This window comes from Streptomyces durmitorensis (assembly GCF_023498005.1).
GTDB lineage: Bacteria > Actinomycetota > Actinomycetes > Streptomycetales > Streptomycetaceae > Streptomyces > Streptomyces durmitorensis.
In genome coordinates, this window is sequence record NZ_CP097289.1 from 1,200,252 (window position 1) to 1,223,887 (window position 23,636).

A 23,636-nucleotide genomic window follows, 5' to 3' on the forward strand; every position below is an offset into this window, starting at 1 on the left:
TCCCGGCGGCGTCACGGCAGCTCCCACACGACGGGCAGCCCGGCATCGGAGCCCTCGGCCGAGTAGTCGTGGACGACGTCGAGGAGCTCGGCCATGCGGGCCTGCCAGGCGATGTTGACCGGCAGCCTGTCCAGCTCGGCGAGCATGCGGGCGTAGTCCTCGCACTCCAGGACGTGGAAGAGATCGGTGCCGCTGCGCCAGATCGTCCAGGAGGTGGCGCCCGCCGCGCGGATGGCGGCGACGAGCTCGGCGGGCACCTCGCGGTGCGCGGCGTCGTACTCGGCGACGCGGTCGGCGTGGACCTTGGTGTGCAGGGCGACTCTCACGCGGGGTCCTCTCGGTCTTCTCCGGGGACGGGTGCACCGGCGGGCAGCAGCCCTTCGGCGCGTGCTTCCTTCCAGAAGCCGGCGGGGACGGCGGAGGCGAACTGCGCTGCCGCGTCCCGGACTTCGTGCGACGATCGGGCGCCGACCAGGACGGTGGCCACCGCCGGGTGGGCCAGAGGGAAGGCCAGGGCCGCAGCGCGCAGCGTCGTTCCGTGCCGCTCCGCCATCGCCTTGAACCGCAGCGCGCAGTCCACGAGGGCGCGGGGTGCGGTCGTGTAGTCGTAGGTCGCGCCGGGCCTGGGGTCGGCCAGGAGGCCCGAGTTGAAGACGCCGCCGATGACCACCGCCTTGCCGCGCTCCCGCGCCGCCGGCAGCAGATCGGCCAGGGCACTCTGGTCCAGGAGCGTGTAGCGGCCCGCGCACAGCACGGCGTCTACGTCCGTGTCACGGACGAAGCGGGTGAGCATCCGCGTCTGGTTCATGCCCGCGCCGATCGCGCCGACGACGCCCTCGGAGCGCAGCCGCTCCAGGGCCGGATACCCCTCACGGAAGGCCTGTTCCGCGTGGTCGTCCGGGTCGTGGAGGTAGACGATGTCGACGCGGTCGAGGCCGAGGCGGGTCAGGCTCGCCTCCAGGGAGCGGCGGACGCCGTCCGCGCTGAAGTCCCAGACACGGCGGTGCGTGGCGGGCACGGCGAAGCCGTGGGCGAGGTCGTCGCCTTCCGGCCTCTCCACCGCTTCGAGGAGGCGCCCCGCCTTGGTCGAGAGCGTGTACGTCTCCCGGGGGCGGGCCCGCAGCGCCTCGCCCAGCCTGCGCTCGGACAGGCCGATGCCGTAGTGCGGCGCCGTGTCGAAGTAGCGGATGCCCGCGTCCCATGCCGCGTCGATCGCCCCGGCCGCCTCCTCGTCGCCGATCGGCGTGTAGAGGTTGCCGAGGCCGGCGGCGCCGAAGGACAGCTCGGTCACCTCGACGCCGCCGGGTCCAAGGGTGCGCCGGGCTATGCCGCTCACTGGCCCACCGGGCGGAGCCGCAGGCCCTGCATTCCGCCGTCGACGGCCAGCGCGGTGCCGGTGGTGGCACCGGAGAGCGGGCTCGCCAAGTAGGCCACCGCGCCCGCGACTTCGTCCGCCGTGACGAGGCGTCCCGTGGGCTGGCGGGCCGCGAGTGCGGCACGCTCGGCCGCCGGGTCCGGCGCGGCGTCCAGGAGGCGGCCGACCCACGGGGTGTCGACGGTGCCGGGGTTGACGCAGTTGACGCGCACCCCTTCGCGTACGTGGTCCGCGGCCATGGCGAGCGTCAGGGAGAGCACCGCGCCCTTCGACGCGGAGTACAGGGCGCGCTGCGGGAGGCCCGCGGTCGCGGCGATGGAGCAGGTGTTGACGATCGCCGCCCGGGTGGAGGCGCGCAGGTGGGGCAGGGCGGCTCGGGTGGTGCGCACGATGCCGAGGACGTTCACGTCGAGCACCTGGTGCCACTGGGCGTCGTCGTTGTCCTCGACGGTGCCCTGCGCGCCGATGCCCGCATTGTTGATCAGTACGTCGAGTCCGCCGAGGTCGGCCACGGCGGCGGCGACGGCTTCGCGCACCGACGCGTCATCCGAGACGTCGGCGCGGTAGCCGGTGAGCGGCTTCTCGACGTCGTCCGGATTGAGGTCGAGCACGGCGACCCGGGCGCCGCGCGCGGCGAGCAGTTCGGCCGTGGCCCGCCCGATGCCGGAGGCTCCGCCGGTGACCAGGGCCTTCAGGCCCTCGAAGTCCTGGACGTTCTGGAAGTCGCGGGCGTCCGTCATGCGGCTGCTCCTTTGCCCTGAGCGAGGTCGGCGGCCCAGAAGGCGCCGTCCGGATAGGTGAATTCGGCGAGCGACTCGGCCCGCATCGCGGCCGAGAAGCCCGGCGCGGTGGGGGCCGTGTAGTGGCCGTCGCGCAGCACGACCGGGTCGATGAAGTGGTCGTGGAGATGGTCGACGTACTCGATGACGCGGTTCTCGGTGGTCCCGGACAGGGCCACGTAGTCGAACATCGACAGGTGCTGGACGAGTTCGCACAGGCCCACGCCACCGGCGTGCGGGCAGACCGGGACGCCGAACTTGGCAGCGAGCAGCAGGATGGCGAGGTTCTCGTTGACGCCGCCGACGCGGGCCGCGTCGATCTGCAGCACGTCGATGGCGCCCGCCTGGAGGAGCTGCTTGAAGACGATGCGGTTCTGCACATGCTCGCCGGTGGCGACCTTGACCGGCGCGACCGCCTTGCGGATCGCCGCGTGGCCGAGGACGTCGTCGGGGCTCGTGGGCTCCTCGACCCAGTACGGGTCGAACTCCGCGAGCGCGCGCGTCCACTCGACGGCTTCGCCGACGTTCCAGCGCTGGTTGGCGTCGATCGCCATCCGGATGTCGGGGCCGATCGCCTCACGGGCGGTACGGCAGCGGCGTACGTCGTCCGCCAGATCCGCGCCGACCTTCAGCTTGATCTGGGTGAAGCCGTCGGCCACGGCCTGGCGCGCGAGGCGGGTCAGCTTCTCGTCGCTGTAGCCGAGCCAGCCCGGCGACGTCGTGTAGCCGGGGTAGCCGCGCTCCCGCAACAGGACTTCGCGCTCGGCGGCTCCGCGCCTGCCCAACTGGAGGATAGCCAGGGCCTCTTGCGGGGTGAGGGCATCGGCGATGTAGCGGAAGTCGACCTGGGATACCAGCCACTGGGGCTCGGCGTCCGCCAGGAACCGCCACAGCGGCTTCCGTGCCCGCTTGGCCGCCAGATCCCACAGCGCGTTGACGACGGCGCCGATGGCCATGTGCATCACGCCCTTCTCGGGCCCGAGCCAGCGCAGTTGGCTGTCCCCGATCAGGTCGCGGTTCAACGTCCCCGGATCGGCGCAGAGTTCCTCGACGGACCGCCCGAGCACGTGATGGCGCAGCGCCTCGATCGCGGCGACCTGGACGTCGTTGCCGCGCCCGATGGTGAAGGTGAAGCCGTGCCCCTCCAGGCCGTCGTCCGCGTCGGTGCGCAGGACCACATAGGCGGCGGAGTAGTCGGGGTCCGGGTTCATCGCGTCGGATCCGTCCAGTTCCCGCGAGGTCGGGAACCGTACGTCGAAGGTGTCGACCGCGGTGATGCGGGCGGGAGTCGGGGACACAGGAGGCCTTTCCGGAAAGGGGCAACGAGACGGGGAACCCGGAGCGGGGTCAGTCCTGTGCACGGCCGGTGGTGACGCGCGCGATCATCAGGGCGACCAGGATGATTCCGCCGTAGATGGCCTGGATCCAGAAGGAAGGCACCTGGGCGAGAGTGAGCAGGTTCTGTACGACGCCGAGCAGCAGGACGCCGGTCAGGGCGCCGAACATGGTGCCCTTGCCGCCGTCCAGGCTGATGCCGCCGATGACCGCGGCCGCGAACACGGTGAAGATCATGTTCTGGCCCTGGTTGGCGTTGATCGCGCCGACGTAGCCGGTCTGCATGAGTCCGCCGACGGCGGCGAGGACACCGGCGACGACGAACACCCCGAGCATCACGCGCTCGACGCGGATGCCTGCGGCGCGTGCCGCGTCCGGGTTGCCGCCGATCGCGTACAGGGCGCGCCCCACGCGGTGGTACTTGAGGACGAAGCCCGCGATGCCGAAGGCGAGGGCGGCGAGCCACACGGAGAGCGGGATGGTCAGGAACGTCGAGGTGGCGAGGGTGTAGAAGGCGCCGGGCATCCCGAAGAGCGTCTTGCCCTCGGTCGCGCCGACGAGCAGTCCGCGCAGCACGATCAGCATGGCGAGCGTGACGATGAACGCGTTGAGCTTGAGCTTGACCACGAGGATGCCGTTGAAGGCGCCGATGACCGCGCCGACGACGAGGATCGCGAGCAGGGCCACCACGGCGGGCATCTCGGTGCCGAATCCGGCCTGCGCGGCGGGCAGCACGAGCAGCGCGCCGACGGCGGGCGCGATGCCGACGACCGACTCCAGGGAGAGGTCGAACTTGCCGGTGATGAGGACGAGCGACTCGGCGAGCACGACCATCGCGAGGGCCGCGGAGGCGCCGAGGATGGAGATGAGGTTGCGTTCGGTGAGGAACGAGTCGTTCACCAGGGCGCCGAGCAGCATGAGCAGCAACAGGGCGGGTACTAGGGCGAGTTCGCGGGCGCGGCGGAACAGCACCGAGCGCGCCTGGGCGCGGGCGTTGTCGGTCTTCGCGGTCAGGTCCGGTGTGGTCGAGGCCGACGGGGCCTTCGTGTCAGCCACGGCTGTCTCCTTGTTCTTTGGCTGCGGGCCGGTGGGGGCTTGTCGCGCCGTTGCCCCGTTCGGGGCCCGTCTCGCCCACCCCTTCGATCGATGCGATCAGGTCGTGGTCGGTGAAGCCCGCCGCGTGCTCGGCGACGATCCGGCCGTGGAAGAGGACCAGGACGCGGTCGCATCGCCGCAGGTCGTCCAGCTCGTCGGAGACGACGAGGACGGCGGTGCCGTCCTCGCGGGCGTTGTCCATCCGGGCGAGCAGCGACTCCTTGGACTTCACGTCCACGCCGGCGGTGGGATTGATGAGGACGAGGAGCCGAGGGTCGGAGGCGAGCGCTCGCGCCATGACGACCTTCTGCGCGTTGCCGCCGGAGAGGTCGGACACGGGCTGGTCGGGCCCCTCGGCGTGGATGTCGAGGCGGTCGATCAGCTCCTCGGCGAAGCCGCGCTTGCGCTCGGTGCCGACGAAGCCGTACTTCCCGAGCCGGTCGAGCACGGTCATCGTGGCGTTGTCGCCGATCGTCATCCCGAAGACCAGGCCCTGGTCGTGCCGGTCGCGCGGGACGCAGCCGACGCCGGCCCGCAGCGTGGCGCTCACGTCGCCGAACGGGAGCTGCCTGCCGTCGAGCCGGGCGCTTCCGCCGGTCGGTGTGTGCAGCCCCGCGAAGGTCTCGGCGAGGTTGATCTTGCCGCTGCCGCTGGATCCGGCGAGGCCGACGACCTCGCCCTTGCGGACGGTCAGGCCGATGTCCTCGTACGACTGGCTGGTGAGGCCCGTGACGTCGAGCATCACCGGGGCGTCGGCGGGGACCTCGGCCCTCGCGACGGACTCCTCGGCGGCTTCCTTCTCCCGCAGGGCCTCGCCCGCCATCGCTTCGACGAGGGCGGCGCGCGGCAGATCGGCCACGGGGGCCGTGGTGATCCAGCGGGCGTCGCGCAGGACGGTGACGGTCTGGCACACCTCGTACACCTCCTGGAGGTGGTGCGAGATGAAGAGGAAGGTGACCCCGGACTCCTGGAGCGCCCGCATGCGCGTGAAGAGGCGCTCGATCTCGCGGTTGTCGAGCTGCGCGGTGGGCTCGTCCAGGACGATGAAGCGCGCGCCGAAGCTCAACGCCCGTGCGATCTCGACCATTTGGCGGTCCTCGACCTTGAGGTCGGCGGTACGCGCTTCCGGGTCGACCCGCACGTCCCAGGTGTCGAGCACCTCGGCGGCCTGCGTGCGCAGTTTGCGCCAGCTGATGAAGCCGCCGCGGCCCTCGGGCTGCCGGTTGATGAAGAGGTTCTCTGCGACGGTCAGATCGGGCACGACCGTCGGCTTCTGATAGACGCAGGCCACCTTGCGGCGCCAGGCGTCGCGGTCGGTGAGCGGCGGCGCGGGCTCGCCGTCGAAGAGGACGGTGCCCGCGTCCGGGGCCTGGAGGCCGGTGAGGATGGTGACGAGGGTGGACTTGCCCGCGCCGTTGCGGCCGACGAGGGCGTGGGACTCACCGGGCAGGACGGTCAGCTGTCCGTCCTGCAGCGCGACGGTGGGTCCGTACCGCTTGGCTATGCCGGTCGCTTCGACGAGCGCCGTCGGCCCCGGAGCAGGGGACTTGGTCATCGGCGTACTCATTTGACCGTGTTGCCCCACAGCTTGGAGTCGTCCACGTTCTGCTTGGTGACCAGCGGGGCGGGCAGCTGGTCCTCGAGAATGCCGCTGGGCAGCTTCACGATGGTGGAGTCGTGGTCGGTCGGGCCCGGCTTGAACTTCTTCCCGTTCATCGCGGCCTTGATGTAGTACATCCCGTACTTGGCGTACGCGTCGGCGGGCTGCGAGACGGTCGCGTCGATCTGGCCCTTGCGGATGGCGTCGAACTCCTGCGGGATGCCGTCGTTCGAGATGACGGTGATGTGGCCCTTCTCGCCCGTCTTCTTCAGCATCTTCTTGGACTTCAGGGTCTGCAGGGTGGGCGCGAGGTAGACGCCGCCCGCCTGCATGTAGATGCCCTTGATGTCGGGGTTGGAGTTGAGCAGCGTGTCGAGCTTCGACGCGGCCGTGTCGGACTCCCACTTGGCGGGGATCTCCAGGACCTTGAGCTCGGGGTACTTCTTCTTCACGCAGGTGCGGAACGCCTCGGAGCGCTCACGGCCGTTGACGGAGGCGAGGTCTCCCATGATCTGGACGACCTTGCCGGTCTTGACCTGCTTGCCGAGGTAGTCACAGGCCTTCTCGCCGTACGCGACGTTGTTGGCCCGCACGACCATCGCGACCTTGCCCTTCTCGGGGGCCACGTCGACGGCGACCACGGGGACGCCCTTGCGTTCGGCCTGGTCGAGCCCGGCGGAGATGGCGGCGCTGTCGAGGGGCGCGACGACGAGACCCTTGACCCCCTGGTTGAGCTGGTTGTTGATGTCGGTGATCTGCTGCGAGGGGTCGCTGTTGGAGTTGACCGTCTTGAGCGCGTCGACGTCCTCGGACTTCGCCATCTTCGGCACGTAGTCGTTGTACGACTGCCAGAAGGGCGAGGTCAGCAGGGGCAGGATCACCCCGACCTTGCCCTCTCCGCCGCCTTCGCCGCCCGCGGGCGCCGCGCTGTCCTTCGTACTGCCGCATGCGGTGAGCACGAGGGACGCGCAGGCCGCCGCGGCGGCGATCCGCGCCGCCCGCGAAATCCCCGCCCTGCTGGACGTGTTGCGCACTGTACTGCCGGCCATCTGACGGCTCCTCATCGAGCGTGAATCGAGTATGGATCGAGCGTGGATCGAGCGTGATCGGACGAAGTTCTGGCGATTCCCAGCGGTTCCCAGCGACTGATGGGCGAATATTTATCAGACCACTTGGCGCTCACAACACCCCTCGTCGCCAATTTTTCCTTGTTTTGAGCCGTAGTGGTCCGACCACATCTCTGATTAGACTGCGGCGCACTCGGCTAGTGGAGGAGCGTTACGTGGACCAGACCGCCCCGCAGAAGGGCACCGTGACCGGGCGGGCCATCGAGCAGATCAAGGCGATGATCGGCGAGGGCCGTCTGGAACCGGGTGAACGGCTGCCGACGGAGCGGGACTTGGCGACCCAGCTCGGCATCTCGCGCAGTTCCATGCGGGAGGCGATCCGCGCGCTCACGGTGATGGGGGTCCTGGAGGCCCGGCACGGTTCGGGCATCTACGTCACGCAGTTGGAGGCCGGAGACCTCCTGGAGACCTTCGGCGTCGTGGCCGACCTGTCACGCGGACCGCGGCTCGTGGAACTCCTTGAGGTGCGCCGGGTCCTGGAGTCCACGGCGACGGCGCTGGCGGCCGCGCGCATCTCGGCGGACCAACTGGCCGACGTCGAGAAGCACTTGGAGGCGATGAACGCCACGGAGGATCCGGAGGAGATCCTCTCCCACGACCTGGCGTTCCACCGCACGATCGCCTTCGCGGCGGGCAACGACACGATGGCGGCGATCCTGGAGGGCCTGTCCTCGCGCACGTTCCGCGCACGGGTATGGCGCGGCTACCAGGAGGAGGGCGCCTTCGAACGCACCCGCCGCGAGCACGCGCGCATCCACCGGGCCCTGGTGGCCAGGGACCCGGAGGCGGCCAGGGCCGCGGCGGCGGCGCATGTGGGTGAGGTGGAGGAGTGGCTGCGGGGGCAGTTGGAGGGGTAGCGGTGGTGGCTGCTCGGCCATCAGGCACGCGTCCATCCACCACCGAGCGGCCCACCTGGGCGCAGGCCCTAACCGATGAGGGTCTCCTTCGGACGGACCACGCAGAATTCGTTCCCCTCCGGGTCGGCCAGCACAGTCCATGACTCCGCACCGCTCTGCCCGACCGCCGCCCTGCGGGCGCCGAGTGCGAGCAGGCGCTCGATCTCGGCGTCCCGGTCCTCGGCTGCGGACGTCAGATCGAGATGCAGCCGGTTCTTGACGGCCTTGCGGTCCGTCACCGGCATGAAGCAGATCCCCACCGGCGCGGTCTCGTCCGGGCCGATCACGACCTCCCGCTCCCGCTCGGACAGGATCCGCCAGCCGAGGGCCTCGGACCAGAACCGGGCCAGGGCGGGCAGATCGTGGGCGTCGATGACGATGTGATGCAGGGAGGCAGGCATGTGGACCAGTGTGACCGGCAGTTGGCGTCACCGCCTGGGGCCGGTTCATGAGCCGGTCAGGATCCGCTCCGTCCGTTCGACGAAGATGCGGGTCAGGTCTTCGAGGCGGGCTTCGTACGATGGCTGGTCGTTGACCTCTCCGAGGCGGAGCCAGGTCACTGTGCTGCCCACGCGGACCACCGAGAAGGCCATGGTGCTGTCCTCGGGGGACTTGTAGTACGTGAGGGCCGTGCTCTGGTCACCGAGGGGCGGGGCGGAGAGCGGCGTCGTCTTGTCGTAGCCGGACTGTCGCCGGACCAACTCCTTGTGCAAGCGGGTGGCCTGGGCGGGCGACGTACAGGCGTAGACCTGGAACTCGGCCCTGAGGTTTCCAGCCTCGGGGTCCCTCGACTCGAACCCCGTGCCCCCTTCGTGGCAGGCGCCCGGCTCGGCCTTGTTGGCCCCGGCGGTGTTGTAGAGCGTCCAGCCCAGCGGCATGTCCTGCCGGGTGGGCAGGGTCTCGCGGGCCTCGTCCACCGTCAGCGCACGGGTGCGGCTGCGCCCCTCGTCGCCCTCCCCGGCAGCGCTGTCCACCCCGCCCTTGCCGTCCTTGCCCTCCGACTGTTGCGACTGGCCGCTCTTCGGGTCGTCGTCGGCGGTGATCAGCTGCGTCCCGCCGTACAGGGCGAGCGCGACCAGGGCCAGAAGCAGTACGCCGACCAGGGCCAGGGTGGTCCGACCACCTGCGGTGTTGTTGACCGTCAGAGGTCCGAGCGCGATGGGGCTGCGATTGATGCGGCTGCCGGTGATGATCACCGAATCGCGGTTGTACGTCGTCGGTGCGTCCAGATGCAGCGCCAACCGGCGCCCCAGCTCCGGATCGGCGTCGATCTCCTGCCGCAGCACGGTCCGCGCCTCCGCCTCGGCGGCCCCGCCCTCCCCTTCCCCGTCGAGCCCCGCAAGCGCCACGCGCCCCCGCTCGGTCCCCGCCAGACGGGCCCGCACCAGTTCGGCGACCGCGGCGCCCGCTCCCTCGCCGACCGCGGTCGCCGCACCCGCCGCCGCGGCCGTGACGACCCCCACCGCCAGGACCGCGAGTTCCGTCGACTCCATGCCGTGCCCCCCGGTGATCGGCAGTCTCAGGGACCCATCATGTGACACCTGGTCGGGCAGGGGCACCCCCTGACCTCCAACCCGTCCAAAACCAGGCGTCACTTCACCGGGGAGCACGGCATCCGCTCAGCGGGACATCGCCGTCACGCCCGCGTCAGCCGCAGCGTCACCAGCTCGAACGGCCGCAGCGTCAGGGCGACCGTGTCGCCCGAGCGCTCCGGCGCCGCCGCGTCGGACAGGGGCCGCTCCAGCAGATCCGTCACCTCGACGGAGCCGACCGGGAAGCCCGCGGCCAGTGTTGCCTTCGCACGGCCGCCGCGCGACTCGTGGAAGCGGACGACCACGTCACCGCTGCCGTCGTCGGCGAGCTTGACCGCCGTGACGACGACGGCGTCGTTGTCGACCGTCACCAGCGGGGCCACCTCTACGCCGCCCGTGATCCGCCGCTCGGGAAGGTTGATCCGGTACCCCTCCCGCACCGCGTCGCCGATCCCGGCCCCAGGGACCAGCGCGTGCCGGAAGCGGTGGACGCCCTGGTCGGTCTCGGGGTCGGGGAAGCGCGGGGCGCGAAGGAGCGAGGCGCGCACCGTCGTGGTCGTACCGGCGTCCGAGGCGCGCACCATGCGTGTCACGTCATGGCCGTACGTCGAGTCGTTGACCAGGGCGACACCCCACCCCGGCTCCTCCATGTGCACGAAGCGGTGGTTGCACGCCTCGAACTTGGCGGCCTCCCAGCTCGTGTTGGTGTGCGTGGCCCGGTAGAAATGGCCGAACTGCGTCTCCGACGCGTACCGCTCCGCGTGGATGTCCAGCGGGAACGCCAGCTTCAGGAACTTCTCCGTCTCGTGCCAGTCGACCTCCGTGTCGATGTCCAGGCGCGTGGAGCCGGGCGCCAGGGACAGCACCTGGGTGAGCCGCGAGTCACCGAAACTGCGTACGACACGGACCGAGGCACCGTCCTCGCCCGGCTCAAGGGCATCCACCTCCGTGAGATCGGTGACCGTGTTCCGGTAGAACTCGTCGACGTCCCACGCGTCCCACATGTTCGGGAAGTCCGCGTGGATCTGCGGCAGGTTCGCCGCCTGGCCGGGTGCGACGGTCTCCCGGTCGGCCACGATGTCGTACGCCGAGACGACAAGACCGCGCGCGTCGATCTCGACCCGCAGCAGGCCGTTGTCGAGGACATAGCCGCCGTCGGCGCGCGAGGCGATCGCCGACTGGCCGTCGATGGCAGCGGGCCGCGCGCCGCCCGCGGGGACGCCGTCACGGGTGTGCGGGGTGGAGTTGAAGACGAGGGTGCCCGTGCCGCCGCCCTCCCCCGCCAGCGCGCGTTGGGCCGCGTCGATGATCGCGTTCAGCTCGTCGGCGACCTTCGCGTACGTCGCGCGCGCTTCCCGGTGCACCCAGGCGATGGACGAGCCGGGCAGGATGTCGTGGAACTGGTGGAGCAGGACCGTCTTCCAGATATGGTCCAACTCCTCGTAGGGGTAGGCGAATTCCGGCGACCGCACGGCAGCCGTGGCCGCCCACAGCTCCGCCTCACGGAGCAGATGCTCGCTGCGGCGGTTCCCCTGCTTGGTGCCCGCCTGGCTGGTGAGCGTGGCGCGGTGCAGCTCCAGGTACAACTCGCCGACCCAGACAGGGGCGTTCGGGTACTCCGCCTCGGCCTTCTCGAAGAAGGCCGCGGGGGTCTCCCACTCGACGGTCGCCGAGCCCTCCAGGTTCCGCAGGCGTCCCGCCTTCGCGATCATCTCGCGGGTGGTGCCGCCACCTCCGTCGCCCCAGCCGGTCGGTGCGAGGGAGTGCCGGGCGACTCCCTTGTCCTTGAAGTTCTTCGCCGCGTGGGCGATCTCGCTGCCCTTCATCGAGCAGTTGTAGGTGTCGACGGGCGGGAAGTGCGTGAAGATGCGGGTGCCGTCGATGCCTTCCCAGTTGAACGTGTGGTGCGGGAATCGGTTGGTCTGCGACCACGAAATCTTCTGCGTGAGCAGCCACTTGGAGCCGGCCGCCTTGATGATCTGCGGCAGACCGGCGGCGAACCCGAAGGTGTCGGGCAGCCAGGCCTCGTCGTTCTCGACACCGAATTCATCAAGGAAGAACCGCTTGCCGTGCACGAACTGACGGGCCATCGCCTCCGACCCCGGCATGTTCGTGTCCGACTCGACCCACATGCCGCCCGCGGGCACGAACCGCCCGTCGGCGACCGCCTTCTTGACCTTCGCCCACACCTCGGGCCGGTGCTCCTTGACCCACGCCCACTGCTGCGCCTGGGACATGGCGAAGACGAAGTCCGGCTCGTCCTCGATGAGCGCGGTCATGTTCGACGTCGTACGCGCGACCTTGCGCACCGTCTCGCGCAGCGGCCACAGCCAGGCGGAGTCGATGTGTGCGTGGCCGACGGCGCTGATGCGGTGGGCCGAGGGCTCGGCGGAGGTGGCGAGCACGCCTTCGAGCTCGGCGCGGGCCGCGGCCGCCGAGCCGTTCACGTCCTGGAGGTCGACGGCGTCCAGGGCGCGGCCGATGGCGCGGACGACGGCATAGCGGCGTCCGGAGTCCTCGGGGAGCTCCTGCATGAGCTCCCCGAGGACTTCGAGATCGATGACGAGCTGCCACACGTTCTCGTCGAAAACGGCTAGGTCCATGCGGGCGAGCTTGTACTGGGGCTCGCTGCCGGCCGTCTCCTTGTCGCCGAGCTGGGTGGGCAGGAAGGGGTGGTAGTCGAGGATGACGGGGTTGGAGGCGGCCTCGATGTGCAGGTGGACGTCTTCGCCGCCGGTTGCCGGGGCGGCGATCCTCACCCACTGGTTGCGGGGGTTGAGGCCCTTCACGGGGGTGCCGTCGGGGCGGTAGACCAGGCCCTCGCACTGGAAGCCGGGCATGTTCTCGTCGAAGCCGAGGTCGAGGATGGCCTCGACGGTCTTCCCCGCCCATTCCGTGGGCACGGTGCCGGTCACCTGGAACCAGCTGGTGGCCCAGGGGGCGCCCCATGCGGCGCCGACCTTCGTCGGCTCGGGGTGCGCCGCGAGCCCCTCTTCGACGGGCACGGGCTCACCCGGAGCGGTCCAGACGGCGACGTCGAGGGGGACGGACTCCGGATAGACGGCGGGGCGGATGCGTTCGTCGAGGACGCGCTTGAGGCGGGCTTCGATGAGGGTGCGGTCGTCGTGCATGGTGCTCTCCGTTTGTGTGTTGAGTGCGGGTCGGGATGGGCGGTTTCCTTTCCCCGACCCCGCCCCTTCCCGAAAACCCGCTCCGGCGCGGGGGCCTTGGTTGCCGTCATCACCGGCTCCGCCGAGTTCGTCCTCAATCGCCGGACAGGCTGAAAGATTCAGCCCGTCCGGCGATTGAGGACATCTTGTCCGGGGTATGGGGCGGAGCCTCAGGTAGGCCCTCGCGCCCAGCGAGTTTTCGGGAAGGGGCGGGGTTGGGGACAGATCTTGGGCCTAGACGACCTCCCCCGGCCGCACGACCTCCACAATGCCCCGCGCAGCCAAGTGCCCCGAGTCATCGGCCCGGCTCGCCAGCACGGCAGTGGGCCGCACCCCGTCCGCCACCAGCCGGAAGAACGCCTCGAACACCGCTCCCCCCGGAGCACACGCGGACCGCTCCGAGGGCGAGTCCCCGACCACCACCGCACTCGTCCGCACAGCAGGCGCGTACTCCCGCCCCCGCCACTCCTTGGCGAGCCGAGCCAACACCTCACCCCCCGGCTTGACCCGCCCGTCGTTCGTCAACAGGCCCAGGCTGTACTCAAGTTCAGGGAAGTCCGACAGCGCGCGCGACACATCGTGCGAGCACCACCACGTCACCCCCCACACATCCGCACAGTCCAGCGCCGCCGCCACCGTCGCCTCGGTGAAGGAGGCCGCGTGCTCCCCCGGGATGAGAGGAGCGGGCGCCCCCACCTCCTGGAGCCAGACCGGGCGGTGCGGGTCGTCCGCCCAGGCCTTGGACAGCTCGATCATGTACGCCGCATGGTGCTCGGTGGCGACCCCCTCCCTCCCGTGCCGCTGTGCCGTGCCGTTGAACACCCAGGAGTGCACGGCGGTCGCGCCACCGAGCCGCGCGGCCTGGGCCGGGGTGAAGGGCTGGTCGTCCTGGTACCAGGCGGCGTCGTACTCGGCATGCAGATGCAGCTTGCCGGGCGCCCCCTCCTCGCACGCGGCGAGCACCCGCCGCAGCCACTCCCCCGCCTGCTCCTGCGTGATGCGGTCCGGATCGGGATGCGGGCCCGCCGAGAACTGGTTGACCTCGTTGCCGATGGTCATGCCGATGAAGTTCGGCCGGTCGGCGAGCGCCGATGCCAGCGTCCTCAGGTAGGCGACCTCGCCCTCCACCACGTCGGGGTCGGTGAAGATGTTCCGCCGGTGCCAGGTCTGCGTCCACGCGGGCAGGAAGTCGAAGCTCGACAGATGCCCCTGCAGTCCGTCGACGTTGACGTCGAGCCCGCGCTCGGCCGCCGCGTCCGCGAGGGCGACGAGCTGCTCCACGGCGCGCGGCCGGATGAGGGTGCGGTTGGGCTGGAAGTACGGCCAGATCGGGAAGACCCGGATGTGGTCGAGGCCGAGCCCGGCGATCGCGTCGAGATCGGCGCGCACGGCGTCGATGTCGAAGTCGAGCCAGTGGTGGAACCACCCCTGGCTGGGGGTGTAGTTCGCGCCGAAGCGCGGCGCTTCGGAAGGCACAGAAGGCACGGAAGGCACAGAAAGCATGCGAGTCCTGGTTCTCGGGGGGGGGCGGGGGGAGTGCGGGGGGTGTGTACGGGGACGGGTGGGAGGCGGCGGAAGGCGGCGTCAGCCCTTCACCGCTCCCTCGCCCACCCCACGGAAGAAGTACCGCTGGAGACAGGCGAAGAGCACGATCAGCGGAAGCACGGCGATGACCGTGCCCGCGGCGACGAGCCGTTCGTCGTTGGCGAAGGTGCCGTGCAGATAGTTCAGGCCGATGGTCAGGGTGAACCTGTCCGGGTCGCTCAGCACGATCAGCGGCCACAGGAAGTCGTCCCAGGCGCCCATGAAGGCGAAGATCGCCACCACGGCGAGCGTGCCCTTGACCGCGGGCAGGGCGATCCGCAGGAACCGCTGCCACACGTTCGCGCCGTCGACGAACGCGGCTTCCTCGATCTCGTACGGCAGGTTCAGGAAGGCGTTGCGCATCAGCAGGACGTTCAGGGCCGAGACGCAGCCGGGCAGCAGCACACCGATGAGGGTGTTGTTCAGGCCGAGCTCCCGCATGGTCGTGAACTGGGCGATGATGATGCCCTCGACGGGCACCAGCATGGCGAGGACGAAGACGACCGTGGCGGCCCTGCGGCCCCGGTAGCGCAGGCGCGCCAGGGCGTAGCCGGCGAGCGTGGCGCCCACGCAGTTGGTCACCACGTTGGCGGCGGCCACCTTCAGGGAGTTCAGCGCGTAGTCCCAGACGGGGATGGTGTCGGCGACCCGCTCGTAGTTGTGGAGGGTCGGGCTGCCCGGCAGGAACTTGGGCGGGGAGCTGAAGATGTTCTCGTGCGGGCCCTTCAGGGAGGTGGACAGCTGCCACAGGAAGGGGCCGATCATCAGCGCCAGTACGCCGAGCAGGAGTGCGTAGCGCAGGACGATCTCCCACACGGGCATCCGGCGGCCGTTCTCGTCGGTGATCCGCCCCCGCTTGCGGGCCCCGGCCTTGCGGACCTTGCCCTCCGCCTTCGCCTTCGCCTTCGCCTTCGCCTTCGCCTTCGACTTGGCCGTCTGCTCGGTCTCGCGCGTGTCCGTCGCGGTGCTCACGCGTCCTCCTTCCGGTCCGCGCGCAGCACGAGCAGCATCAGCGCGACGGTGACGACGAAGACGACGACCGAGATGGCCGACGCGTACCCGACGCGGCCGGTCAGGCCGGTGCCGACGCGTTGCACCAGCATCACGAGCGTGGTGTCCTCGCCGGCCGGACCGCCGTTGGGTCCGGCCATCAGGTAGACCTCGGAGAACACCTTGAAGGCGGCGACCGAGGAGAGTGCGGCGACCAGGACCATCGTGGAGCGCACGGCGGGGACGGTGACCGTGAAGAAGCGGCGCACCGCGCCCGCGCCGTCCACCGAGGCGGCCTCGTGCAGCTCGCGCGGCACGTTGGCCAGGGCCGCCAGGTAAATGATCATGTAGTAGCCGAGGCCCTTCCAGACCGTGACGGCCATGGCGCTCAACAGGAGCAGCCACTGATCGCTGAGGAAGCCGACCGAGCCGACCCCCACCGCCTCAAGCACCGCGTTGACCAGGCCCCGTTCATCCAGCATCCACACCCAGATCAGGCCCACCACGACGATGGACGCGACCACCGGCGTGTAGAAGGCGGGCCGGAAGAAGGTGATGCCGGGGATGTGCTTCTGGACGAGCATTGCGAGCAGCAGCGGCAGCAGGACGAGCGCGGGGACGACCCCGACGACGTACAGCGTCGAGTTGCGGAGCCCGATCCAGAACATGTCGTCGTGCAGCAGCTCGCGGAAGTTGTCCAGGCCGACGTACTCCCCCGGTATCAGGGTCCGCTTGTCGGTGAAGGAGTTGATGAGCGTGCTGACGAACGGATAGAGGATGAAGATGCCGACGACCAGCAGCCCGGGGGCGGCGAACAGCCAGGGGCTGGAAGCCAGTTGACGCCGGATGCGGCGGCGAGGACCGCGGTCGTCGGCGGCGTCTTCGGCGGCGGCACGGGGAACGGTGGCGGCGCTTGAGCTTTTCATGGCGGTGGTCCCGTGTCGTCTTCTCAGCTCTGCTTCAGGAGCCGGTCGCAGTTCTTGACAGCGTTGTCAAGCGCTTCCTTGGGGCTCTCCTTGCCCTGCAGCGCCCGCGCGACGCCGTTGCGCAGCTCGATCTTCATCTGCTCGCTGAACAGCACGGGCGTGTAATTCACCGCGGTCTTGATGGACTTGGCGGCGGCGACACGCACGCGCGTGTCATCGGTGCCGTCCTGCTTGGTGAAGTACGGGTCGTCGAGCGAGCCCTGCGTGCTGGGGAAGATCGCCACCTTCTTGGCGAAGGACATCTGGTGCTGCGCGTCCGTCACGTAGTGGGCGAAGGCCACGGCGGCGGGCGTCTGCTTGGTGCGGGTGTTCACCATCACCCCCATCACGTACATGTTGTCCTTGCCGGTGTTGGTGATCTGCGGGGTGATCCCGATGTTCTTGTAGAGACCGGGCGCGTCCTTCTTGAACTTGCCGAGGTCCAGGGCGCTTCCGGGGTTCATGGCGACGGCCTCGGTGAGGAACTTCTTCCCCGTCGACTCGGGCGTCGCGGTGAGGGCCTGCCGGTCCAGGGCCTTCGCGTCGTACAACTTCTTGTACTTGGTGAGGAGTTCGACGCCCTTGGCTCCGTTGAAGGTGAACCTGGTCCCCTCCTTGTCCATCAGCGGGACGCCGTAGCGGCCGAAGTCCTCGATGGTGGGGACGTTCGCGAGCGTGGCGGTCCTGCCCTTGCTCTCCTTCGACAACGTCAGCGCGTCGTCGAAGAGTTGGTCGTACGTCGTCGGGGGCTTGTCGGCGTCGAGACCCGCGTCCTTGAAGATCCGCTTGTTGTAGAAGAGCGGCCCGGTGTTCAGGTACCAGGGGAAGGCGTACGTCCCCTCCGTGCCCGGTATCTGGTGGCTCTTCCACGCCCCCGGCAGGTACTCCTTCTCGTACTTGCCCGCGGCCTTGTCGAGGTCGAGCGCGAGACCGGCCTTGGCGAGCGGGGCGACCAGGTCGGGCGAGACGTTCACGACGTCGGGCAGGGTGCCGGCCGCGGCGTCGGCGCTGATCTTGTCTGCGTAGCCCTCGCCGGGCTGGTCGACCCAGTTCACCTTCGTGCCCGGGTACTTCTTCTCGAAGCCGTCGACGACGTCCTCGAAGTACGACTTGAAGTTGGCCTTCAGGTTCCAGGTCTGGAAGGTGATCTCGCCCTCGATCTTGCCTGAGGCGTCGGTCGAGCCGCCGCCGTCACCTCCGTCGCCGCAGGCGCTCAGCGGCAGGAGCACGGCGAGGACGGCGGCAGCGGCGGCTGCCCTTCGGGGCATGCGGGGGTGGTGGGAGATGCGCACGGTGAAACGGCTCCTTTGCTCGGCCCAGCGTGAGGCAGACCCTGCATGGAACTCCGGTAAAAAGTCAATGGATTCGTTGAACAATCTCTATCGGCCCCATCAACTGCGCAGGTCAGAGCGGCACGTTGAACTTCTTGCGGCGATCGACTAATGCGCTTTAGAGTGGTCGGGCTCAAGCGCATTAGTATGCGCACCACAGGAAAGGGGCAACACCGGTGCAAGGCAAGCGGTCCCCGGCACGCAGGCCGACCATGAAGGACATCGCACGCCGCGCCGGAGTCTCCGAGAGCGCCGTGTCCTTCGCGCTCAACGACCGGCCCGGAGTCTCCGACGTCACCCGCGACCGGGTCCGCAGGGTCGCCGAACAGCTGGGCTGGCACCCGAGCACGGCGGCGCGCGCTCTGTCCGGTGAGGGCTCGGCGACGGTGGGTCTGGTCCTTGCCCGGCCCGCCGGGACGCTGGGCGTCGACTCCTTCTTCCTCCAGCTGATCTCGGGTATCCAGGAGGTTCTGGCGGAGCGTCAACTGGGCCTGCTCTTCCAGGTGGTGGAGGACGTGACCGCCGAGTGCGCGGTCTACCAGCGGTGGTGGGCCGAGCACCGGGTGGACGGCGTCCTGGTCGTGGACCCGCGCACGGACGACCCCCGCCCCGCGCTCCTCGACGATCTCGGCCTGCCCGCGGTGGTGACGGGCGGCGTGCCGGATCCGGAGGCGCACCACCCCGCCCTCTCCACCGTCTGGGCGGACGACGCGGGCGCGATGGCGTCGATCGTGGACCATCTGTACGCCCTCGGGCACCGCCGCATCGTGCACATCGCGGGCCTTCCCGGCCTCGCCCACACGGAGCGGCGGATCCGGACGCTGCGGGCCGAGGCCCAGCGCCGCGACCTCTCCGAGGTCCGCTCGGTGACCACGGACTACTCGGACGCGGAGGGCGCCGCGGTGACACGGCGTGTGCTCCGTGCCGCGTCAGCGCCGACGGCTCTGGTGTACGACAACGACGTGATGGCCGTCGCCGGGGTCGCAGCGGCGGCCTCGCTCGGCTTCACCGTGCCGGCGGACGTATCGGTGATCGCGTGGGAGGACTCGGCGCTCTGCCGGATGGTGCACCCATGGCTGACGGCACTCTCACGCGACACGACATCCTTCGGCCGGACCGCGGCCCGCGAACTCCTGTCCCTCCTGGACGACGGCCCCGCGGCCACGGTCCAGGTACCCCTGCCCAGACTCATCGAACGGGAGAGCACCGGGCGGATCGCCGGGGCCTGAGCCGCCACGGTCCGGTGGGCAGGCTCGAGTGTCGTACCCCGCCCGTAGGGTTCCGGTATGGCGGACATCTACGAACTCTCGATCGCGATGGACCTGCGTGACGACGTCACCGCGGACGAGGTCGCCGAACTCCGGTGGCATCTCGGCCGCTCCTGGGGTGTCACGACACGGCCTTGAAGGTGGGCGGCGCTCTCACCTCCGTGCTGCTCCGGCGCGAAGAGGGCTGGGCCCTGACCGCTCGGCAGGAGATCCACCCGGACGGCTTCGACCGCGTCGGCGAGCTGCTCGCCTGGCTGGCGACCGAGGCCCGGGGGCACCACGAGCGGTTCGACGGTTCCGTCCACGTCGGATGGACCAGGTTCCACGAGGAGGACCGGCCCGACGCCCTGACCGTACGGAACGGCGAGGTCGAGTGGCCCTAGAGAACCCGCGGAAACGGAGCCGTGTCGGTCGCGGCAGCGGTCAGGGCGTGTCGTACCAGGAGAACGCGGCGATCCGCCAGCCGTCCGGGGTGCGGACGAACTGAATGGTTTTCGTCCCGCCTCCCTCGAACGGCTCGCCGTCCAAAGTCCCGGACTTGCGGTACGCGCCGAACCGTGCGGCGATGTCGCCCTCGATCTCGGTCCGTTCGGAGGTCTCCCACTCGGAGAACTCCACCAACCGGCCCTCGCTCAGGAGCCGTTGGCGGGGTTCGATGAACTCGTCCACCGTGTAGACCGTGAACTGCGGGCCGGTCATGACGATCACGCCACCCGGGATGACGAGGCGGCGGATGCGGGCCACGTCGGCTGCCTTGCCGCCCACGTTGTCGAAGGCGCCGAAGAACTCGGCGGTCACGGCGTCGATCTCACTCTTGGACATGGTCGTGACGCTAACACTGCTGCTGTGTACGGGACTTCGGAGCCCCGGGGTGCCGGGAGCCGCGACCGTCGTCGACGTGCGCGGCTCCCGGAGGGCCCCTAGACCCGCGACCGGTACAGGCCGAACTCCGCGAGGCGTACCGCCCCGCGCGCCCCCGTCACCCGAAGCCGCCACTCCCGTGCGCGTACCGGCGTGGCCAGCGTCAGGACCCGGCTCGCCCCCACCGTGTCCACCCCGGTCACGACGGACCAGCCGGCCCCTTCGGTCACCCGCGCCTCGATCACCGCGTGCTCCAGCTGCTGCCCCCGCCGGATGTCCTCCCCGAGCCGGATCCGGTCGACCTCGCGCGCCCGGCCAAGGTCGACGGTGAGCGTCCCCCGGGAGGGCGCGGGGCAGGCCCATGCCGTGTCCGGGTCGCCGTCGACCGCGTACGACGGACGGCGGCCGTCACCGCGGGCGCGCGCGTCCCGCGCGAGGTCCTCCGGCAGCTCACGCCCGATCCGCTCACGGAATTCCCGCAGCCGCGCGACGTCCGCATCCGGGAGCAGACCCCGCCGGTCCGGCGGGATGTTCAGGAGCAGCACGGAGTTGCGGCCCACCGAGCGGAACCAGATGTCCGTCAACTGCTCGACGGACTTGGGCTGTTCGTCCTCGTGATGGAACCACCCGGGCCTGATCGAGACGTCGCACTCCGCCGGCCACCACTGCACGTACTGGGCGACCGCTCGCGCATCGGCGAGCGCATCCCGGCTTCCCTGGTCGGGCGCGTCGTACTTCAGGGCGTAGTCGATGCTCCCGTTCCCCGAGTCCTTGACGGGGACGACGCTCCACTCGTTCTCGCGCGCGAGTCCGCCCTCGTTGCCGACCCACCGCACGTCGGGCCCGCGCACGGCGACCGTCGCGTTCGGCGCCAGGGCGCGGATGACCGCGTACCAGCTGTCCCAGTCGTACGTCTCGACCTTCTCCGGCGGGATGCGCCCCTGCGCCCCGTCGAACCACACCTCGTCGACCGGCCCGTACTCGGTGAGCACCTCGTAGAGCTGGTTGAGCATGTGCGCGCCGTAGTCGGTCGCGTCGAGCGTGAAGGAGCGCACGGCGGCGGCGCCCGACCGGTCGTCGCCCTCCACCGGGGTGGGAATGGTGCGCGGCGAGCGCGCGCTGCCGTTGGCGTAGACGCCGTGCAGGTACTGGTTCTCGTCGGCGGGCGAGATGTAGACGCCCACCTTGATGCCGTACCGGCGCAGCGAGTCGGCGAACGAGCGCAGTACGTCGCCCTTTCCGTTCCGCCAACTGCTGCTCACCACACTGTGCCTGGTGTAGCGCGAGGGGTAGAGCACGAAGCCGTCGTGATGCTTGACGGTGAGGATGGCGAGCTTGAAGCCACCGTCGCGCAGGGCCCGCGCCCACTGGTCGGTGTCGAGTCCCGACGGCTGGAAGACGTCGGGGTCCTCGTCGCCCGTGCCCCATTCGAGGCCGGTGAAGGTGTTGACCCCGAAGTGCAGGAACGCGGTCTGCTCAAGGCGCTGCCAGGCGATCTGCCGTTCCGTCGGCCGGACTTGGGACGCCTTGGCGACGACCTCGTCCGGGGAGTCCTTGGAGCTGATCGGGATGCGGTAGGGCGGTTCAGGAGCGGCCGCGGCGGCCGTGCCCGCGGGGCCGGGTGCCGCGAGCGCGAGGGAACTGCTCGACGCGGCGACCGCCGTGGTGACGGCGGCGGTCACGAAGAGACGTCTGCTGACAGTCATGGGTGTGGGATCCGATCAGCCGTTGGTCAAGGTCCAAGTCGCCGGCGTCCGTTGATCCGCCGGGTACTGCTGGAGCCGCCCGTCATCGGCGACGTGCACGGACATCCGCGTGATCGCGTTCGTCAGCCGGTATCCGCCCGCCGCCTTCTCCAGCTGCCACCGCTGCAAGGTGTTGGCCGCGTCGCACGACTCCCGCGTGACCGAACTGCCGGGCTCCAGAGGAACGTTGAGCGTGATCTTGCCGCTGCGGGTCTCCAGGCAGGTGCCGTCCGCCGCGGACTTCAGCGTGACGTAGCCGTCCGCGGTGCGCTTCACCTCGTAGGCGGCGGGCTCCGCATGCCCCTTGGTGTCCCGCAGGGTGTACGTTCCGTCCGCCACCGACGGCTTCGTCAGGTCCCGCCAACCAGGGGCGTGTCCCACGGACTTGGCGCGTGCGCTGAAGTCGGCGTACGTCGGGTCCGGGTGCGCCGATCCCCAGGTGACCTGGGCGACATGGCTGAGCGGCATCGCCATGGAGGCGGCGACCTCGTTCTCGGTCTCGCCCTTGCCGTTGTCCGGCCACAGGCTGATCTTCGCCCCGGTGATGCCGTCCCACGACGCGAGCTTCTCGCCCTCGAAGCTGCGCGGGTCCCACGCCTTGTCGTACAGCGCCTTGGTGTCGGTGTGGAAGCCGCCGCGGACGAGGTAGAGGGAGTAGGCGGCGTTCTGCAACGGATAGCCCTGACCGATGAGTTGGCTGGGCTTCGTCTTCACGTCGAGCCAGTGCTCCACGCTCGTGCCCGCCGCGACCGGCACGGTGTTCGCGCCGGTCAGACCGTCGTTCCAGATGCGCAGCTGCTTGCCCTTGCCCGCCGCGTACGCGTGCACCCGGTTGATGAAGTCGACGAAGGCGTCCTGCGGCGTCGCCTTCTCGCCGTACTTCTTCTTCGCGTACTCCAGGACGTGGGGGTACTTCGCGAAGTCCGAGCCGAGCATGTACTCGTCGGCGCCCATGTGCCACGACTTCGCGGGGAACACCTCGGCGTACTCGTCGATGAGGCTCGTGTAGTACGCGAAGGCCTCGTCCTTGGTGACGTCGAGGCGCGAGGGCTGCGACTTGCCGTCGGAGTCGGTGAGCTGGAGGTCGGTGCGCTTCTCCAGCCAAGGGTCCATGTGGCCGGGCGAGTTGATCTCCGGGATGATCGTGACGTGGTACTTCTCGCCGAGCGCGACGAGACGGCGTATCTCGCTCTTGGTGTAGTAGCCCCAGCTGTTGGCCTCGGGGTGCTTGTCGCTCTTCACCTTGAGTTCGAGGAGCAGCTGGTTCTGCTTGTTGTACGCCATGTCGCGTACGAGGTTCTCCAGCCAGGGCGTCGAGATGTGGATGTAGCAGGCGCAGACGCCCACCCCGCGCTCCTTGTACTGGGGCACGTCGACCGTGCGTCCGGCCGGGATACGGTCGCTCCGGGCGAGGAGCTGGAGGAGGGTACGGGTCCCGTAGAAGGCTCCGGTCTCCGTCGCGCCGGTGATCTCCAGGCGTTCGCCCGCGCGCAGTTCGTACCCTTCGGCGCCGAGGGGTTTACGCGCGGGAGCGACGTCGATCACGATGTCGCCGTCGCGCGGTGCGCCGCCGGTGACCGGCACCCTGCCCTCGCCCGCGGCGCGCAGATCGTCGGCGAGGGTGCGGGCGACCTCGCGTGCCGCCTGCCCGTGTGCGACGAGCCGGGTGCCGGGCCCGTAGGTGTAACTCCCCTTGCCCGGCGTCCAGTCGGCGAGGGCGGGGACGGTGCGGGGCGGGTCCGATGCGGGCTGCGGGGCCCCGGCGGCCTGAGCCGCCGGGACGGGCGCCGCGAGCAGCAGCAGGGCCACTGCGGCGCCTCTCAGCCTGCGGAGCCGCGCACGGGGCGCGAGCGTCATGCGCATGTCAGTCATGACATCCGATGATTCAAGCGCCCCGTGAGGGTGTCAATGCATTGCACGCGGCAGAGACTTGGACATTTACGCTGCCGCGCACCGACCCATCGGATGAATTCCGGGCCGCTT

General features: G+C 69.9%; 20 protein-coding genes. 3 read left to right on the forward strand and 17 right to left on the reverse strand.

Annotated features, from left to right (window positions below; genetic code table 11):
- Positions 1-11: 11 nt before the first annotated feature.
- The 7 genes from M4V62_RS05695 to M4V62_RS05725 are packed head-to-tail and all read right to left on the reverse strand — an operon-like array spanning position 12 to position 7,233.
- A complete protein-coding gene (locus M4V62_RS05695) occupies positions 12-326 on the reverse strand; it encodes an L-rhamnose mutarotase (RefSeq protein WP_249586123.1) in 315 nt (104 codons plus the stop codon).
- Positions 323-1,336: an aldo/keto reductase gene (locus tag M4V62_RS05700; RefSeq protein ID WP_249586124.1), complete on the reverse strand. Its 1,014-nt coding sequence runs from the start codon at positions 1,334-1,336 to the stop codon at positions 323-325. The genes M4V62_RS05695 and M4V62_RS05700 overlap by 4 nt, the downstream gene beginning before the upstream one ends.
- Positions 1,333-2,115 (reverse strand): SDR family NAD(P)-dependent oxidoreductase, encoded by a 783-nt coding sequence (locus tag M4V62_RS05705; protein ID WP_249586125.1) that lies wholly within the window; start codon positions 2,113-2,115, stop codon positions 1,333-1,335. Before M4V62_RS05705 ends, M4V62_RS05700 begins: the two co-directional genes overlap by 4 nt.
- Positions 2,112-3,452 carry an L-fuconate dehydratase gene (locus M4V62_RS05710; RefSeq protein ID WP_249586126.1) on the reverse strand — a complete coding sequence of 447 codons (1,341 nt, stop codon included), beginning with the start codon at positions 3,450-3,452 and terminating at the stop codon, positions 2,112-2,114. The genes M4V62_RS05705 and M4V62_RS05710 overlap by 4 nt, the downstream gene beginning before the upstream one ends.
- A 49-nt stretch (positions 3,453-3,501) precedes the next feature.
- Complete coding sequence (locus M4V62_RS05715) at positions 3,502-4,545, reverse strand: ABC transporter permease (protein ID WP_249586127.1); 1,044 nt, start codon at positions 4,543-4,545, stop codon at positions 3,502-3,504.
- Complete coding sequence (locus M4V62_RS05720; protein WP_249586128.1) at positions 4,538-6,139, reverse strand: sugar ABC transporter ATP-binding protein; 1,602 nt, start codon at positions 6,137-6,139, stop codon at positions 4,538-4,540. The genes M4V62_RS05715 and M4V62_RS05720 overlap by 8 nt, the downstream gene beginning before the upstream one ends.
- Before the next feature lie 8 nt (positions 6,140-6,147).
- Entirely contained in the window at positions 6,148-7,233 is a 1,086-nt protein-coding gene (locus M4V62_RS05725) for a sugar ABC transporter substrate-binding protein (RefSeq protein ID WP_249586129.1), read from the reverse strand.
- A gap of 233 nt (positions 7,234-7,466) precedes the next feature.
- Between M4V62_RS05725 and M4V62_RS05730 the strand changes: the two genes are divergently transcribed.
- Complete coding sequence (locus tag M4V62_RS05730; RefSeq protein ID WP_249586130.1) at positions 7,467-8,168, forward strand: FadR/GntR family transcriptional regulator; 702 nt, start codon at positions 7,467-7,469, stop codon at positions 8,166-8,168.
- Between the two features lie 68 nt (positions 8,169-8,236).
- Here M4V62_RS05730 and M4V62_RS05735 read toward each other — a convergent pair whose 3' ends face one another.
- The 7 genes from M4V62_RS05735 to M4V62_RS05765 form a co-directional block, all read right to left on the reverse strand.
- Positions 8,237-8,608 (reverse strand): VOC family protein, encoded by a 372-nt coding sequence (locus M4V62_RS05735; protein WP_249586131.1) that lies wholly within the window; start codon positions 8,606-8,608, stop codon positions 8,237-8,239.
- Positions 8,609-8,653: 45 nt separating this feature from the next.
- Entirely contained in the window at positions 8,654-9,700 is a 1,047-nt protein-coding gene (locus tag M4V62_RS05740) for a hypothetical protein (RefSeq protein ID WP_249586132.1), read from the reverse strand.
- Between the two features lie 143 nt (positions 9,701-9,843).
- On the reverse strand, positions 9,844-12,870 hold the full coding sequence (locus tag M4V62_RS05745) for an alpha-mannosidase (protein WP_249586133.1): 3,027 nt from the start codon (positions 12,868-12,870) through the stop codon (positions 9,844-9,846).
- 273 nt (positions 12,871-13,143) lie between these two features.
- Positions 13,144-14,412: a glycoside hydrolase 5 family protein gene (locus tag M4V62_RS05750; RefSeq protein WP_425574965.1), complete on the reverse strand. Its 1,269-nt coding sequence runs from the start codon at positions 14,410-14,412 to the stop codon at positions 13,144-13,146.
- Positions 14,413-14,493: 81 nt separating this feature from the next.
- Positions 14,494-15,339, reverse strand: a complete 846-nt coding sequence (locus M4V62_RS05755) for a carbohydrate ABC transporter permease (protein ID WP_249592703.1) — start codon at positions 15,337-15,339, stop codon at positions 14,494-14,496.
- 122 nt (positions 15,340-15,461) lie between these two features.
- Positions 15,462-16,409, reverse strand: a complete 948-nt coding sequence (locus tag M4V62_RS05760) for a carbohydrate ABC transporter permease (RefSeq protein WP_249586135.1) — start codon at positions 16,407-16,409, stop codon at positions 15,462-15,464.
- A 23-nt stretch (positions 16,410-16,432) separates the two neighbouring features.
- On the reverse strand, positions 16,433-17,716 hold the full coding sequence (locus tag M4V62_RS05765) for an extracellular solute-binding protein (RefSeq protein WP_249592704.1): 1,284 nt from the start codon (positions 17,714-17,716) through the stop codon (positions 16,433-16,435).
- A 275-nt stretch (positions 17,717-17,991) separates the two neighbouring features.
- Between M4V62_RS05765 and M4V62_RS05770 the strand changes: the two genes are divergently transcribed.
- Positions 17,992-19,008, forward strand: coding sequence for a LacI family DNA-binding transcriptional regulator (locus M4V62_RS05770; RefSeq protein WP_249586136.1), 1,017 nt, complete (start codon positions 17,992-17,994; stop codon positions 19,006-19,008).
- 179 nt (positions 19,009-19,187) lie between these two features.
- Positions 19,188-19,430 (forward strand): hypothetical protein, encoded by a 243-nt coding sequence (locus tag M4V62_RS05775; protein WP_249586137.1) that lies wholly within the window; start codon positions 19,188-19,190, stop codon positions 19,428-19,430.
- Positions 19,431-19,470: 40 nt separating this feature from the next.
- On the opposite strand, the gene M4V62_RS05780 is transcribed toward M4V62_RS05775, so the two are convergent.
- The 3 genes from M4V62_RS05780 to M4V62_RS05790 form a co-directional block, all read right to left on the reverse strand.
- Positions 19,471-19,869: a Cif family virulence factor gene (locus tag M4V62_RS05780; RefSeq protein WP_249586138.1), complete on the reverse strand. Its 399-nt coding sequence runs from the start codon at positions 19,867-19,869 to the stop codon at positions 19,471-19,473.
- Between the two features lie 98 nt (positions 19,870-19,967).
- Positions 19,968-21,614: an alpha-L-fucosidase gene (locus M4V62_RS05785; RefSeq protein ID WP_249586139.1), complete on the reverse strand. Its 1,647-nt coding sequence runs from the start codon at positions 21,612-21,614 to the stop codon at positions 19,968-19,970.
- 15 nt (positions 21,615-21,629) lie between these two features.
- Positions 21,630-23,516 carry a glycoside hydrolase family 20 protein gene (locus tag M4V62_RS05790; RefSeq protein WP_249592705.1) on the reverse strand — a complete coding sequence of 629 codons (1,887 nt, stop codon included), beginning with the start codon at positions 23,514-23,516 and terminating at the stop codon, positions 21,630-21,632.
- Between the last annotated feature and the right edge of the window lie 120 nt (positions 23,517-23,636).

What these genes read in the sequence shown, in the direction of transcription:
- M4V62_RS05705 (WP_249586125.1), bottom strand. Translation starts at nt 2,115, where the DNA reads ATGACGGACGCCCGCGACTTCCAGAACGTCCAGGACTTCGAGGGCCTG.
- M4V62_RS05720 (WP_249586128.1), bottom strand. Translation starts at nt 6,139, where the DNA reads ATGACCAAGTCCCCTGCTCCGGGGCCGACGGCGCTCGTCGAAGCGACC.
- M4V62_RS05725 (WP_249586129.1), bottom strand. Translation starts at nt 7,233, where the DNA reads ATGGCCGGCAGTACAGTGCGCAACACGTCCAGCAGGGCGGGGATTTCG.
- M4V62_RS05735 (WP_249586131.1), bottom strand. Translation starts at nt 8,608, where the DNA reads ATGCCTGCCTCCCTGCATCACATCGTCATCGACGCCCACGATCTGCCC.
- M4V62_RS05740 (WP_249586132.1), bottom strand. Translation starts at nt 9,700, where the DNA reads ATGGAGTCGACGGAACTCGCGGTCCTGGCGGTGGGGGTCGTCACGGCC.
- M4V62_RS05745 (WP_249586133.1), bottom strand. Translation starts at nt 12,870, where the DNA reads ATGCACGACGACCGCACCCTCATCGAAGCCCGCCTCAAGCGCGTCCTC.
- M4V62_RS05750 (WP_425574965.1), bottom strand. Translation starts at nt 14,412, where the DNA reads ATGCTTTCTGTGCCTTCCGTGCCTTCTGTGCCTTCCGAAGCGCCGCGC.
- M4V62_RS05760 (WP_249586135.1), bottom strand. Translation starts at nt 16,409, where the DNA reads ATGAAAAGCTCAAGCGCCGCCACCGTTCCCCGTGCCGCCGCCGAAGAC.
- M4V62_RS05765 (WP_249592704.1), bottom strand. Translation starts at nt 17,716, where the DNA reads ATGCCCCGAAGGGCAGCCGCCGCTGCCGCCGTCCTCGCCGTGCTCCTG.
- M4V62_RS05770 (WP_249586136.1), top strand. Translation starts at nt 17,992, where the DNA reads ATGAAGGACATCGCACGCCGCGCCGGAGTCTCCGAGAGCGCCGTGTCC.
- M4V62_RS05780 (WP_249586138.1), bottom strand. Translation starts at nt 19,869, where the DNA reads ATGTCCAAGAGTGAGATCGACGCCGTGACCGCCGAGTTCTTCGGCGCC.
- M4V62_RS05785 (WP_249586139.1), bottom strand. Translation starts at nt 21,614, where the DNA reads ATGACTGTCAGCAGACGTCTCTTCGTGACCGCCGCCGTCACCACGGCG.
- M4V62_RS05790 (WP_249592705.1), bottom strand. Translation starts at nt 23,516, where the DNA reads ATGCGCATGACGCTCGCGCCCCGTGCGCGGCTCCGCAGGCTGAGAGGC.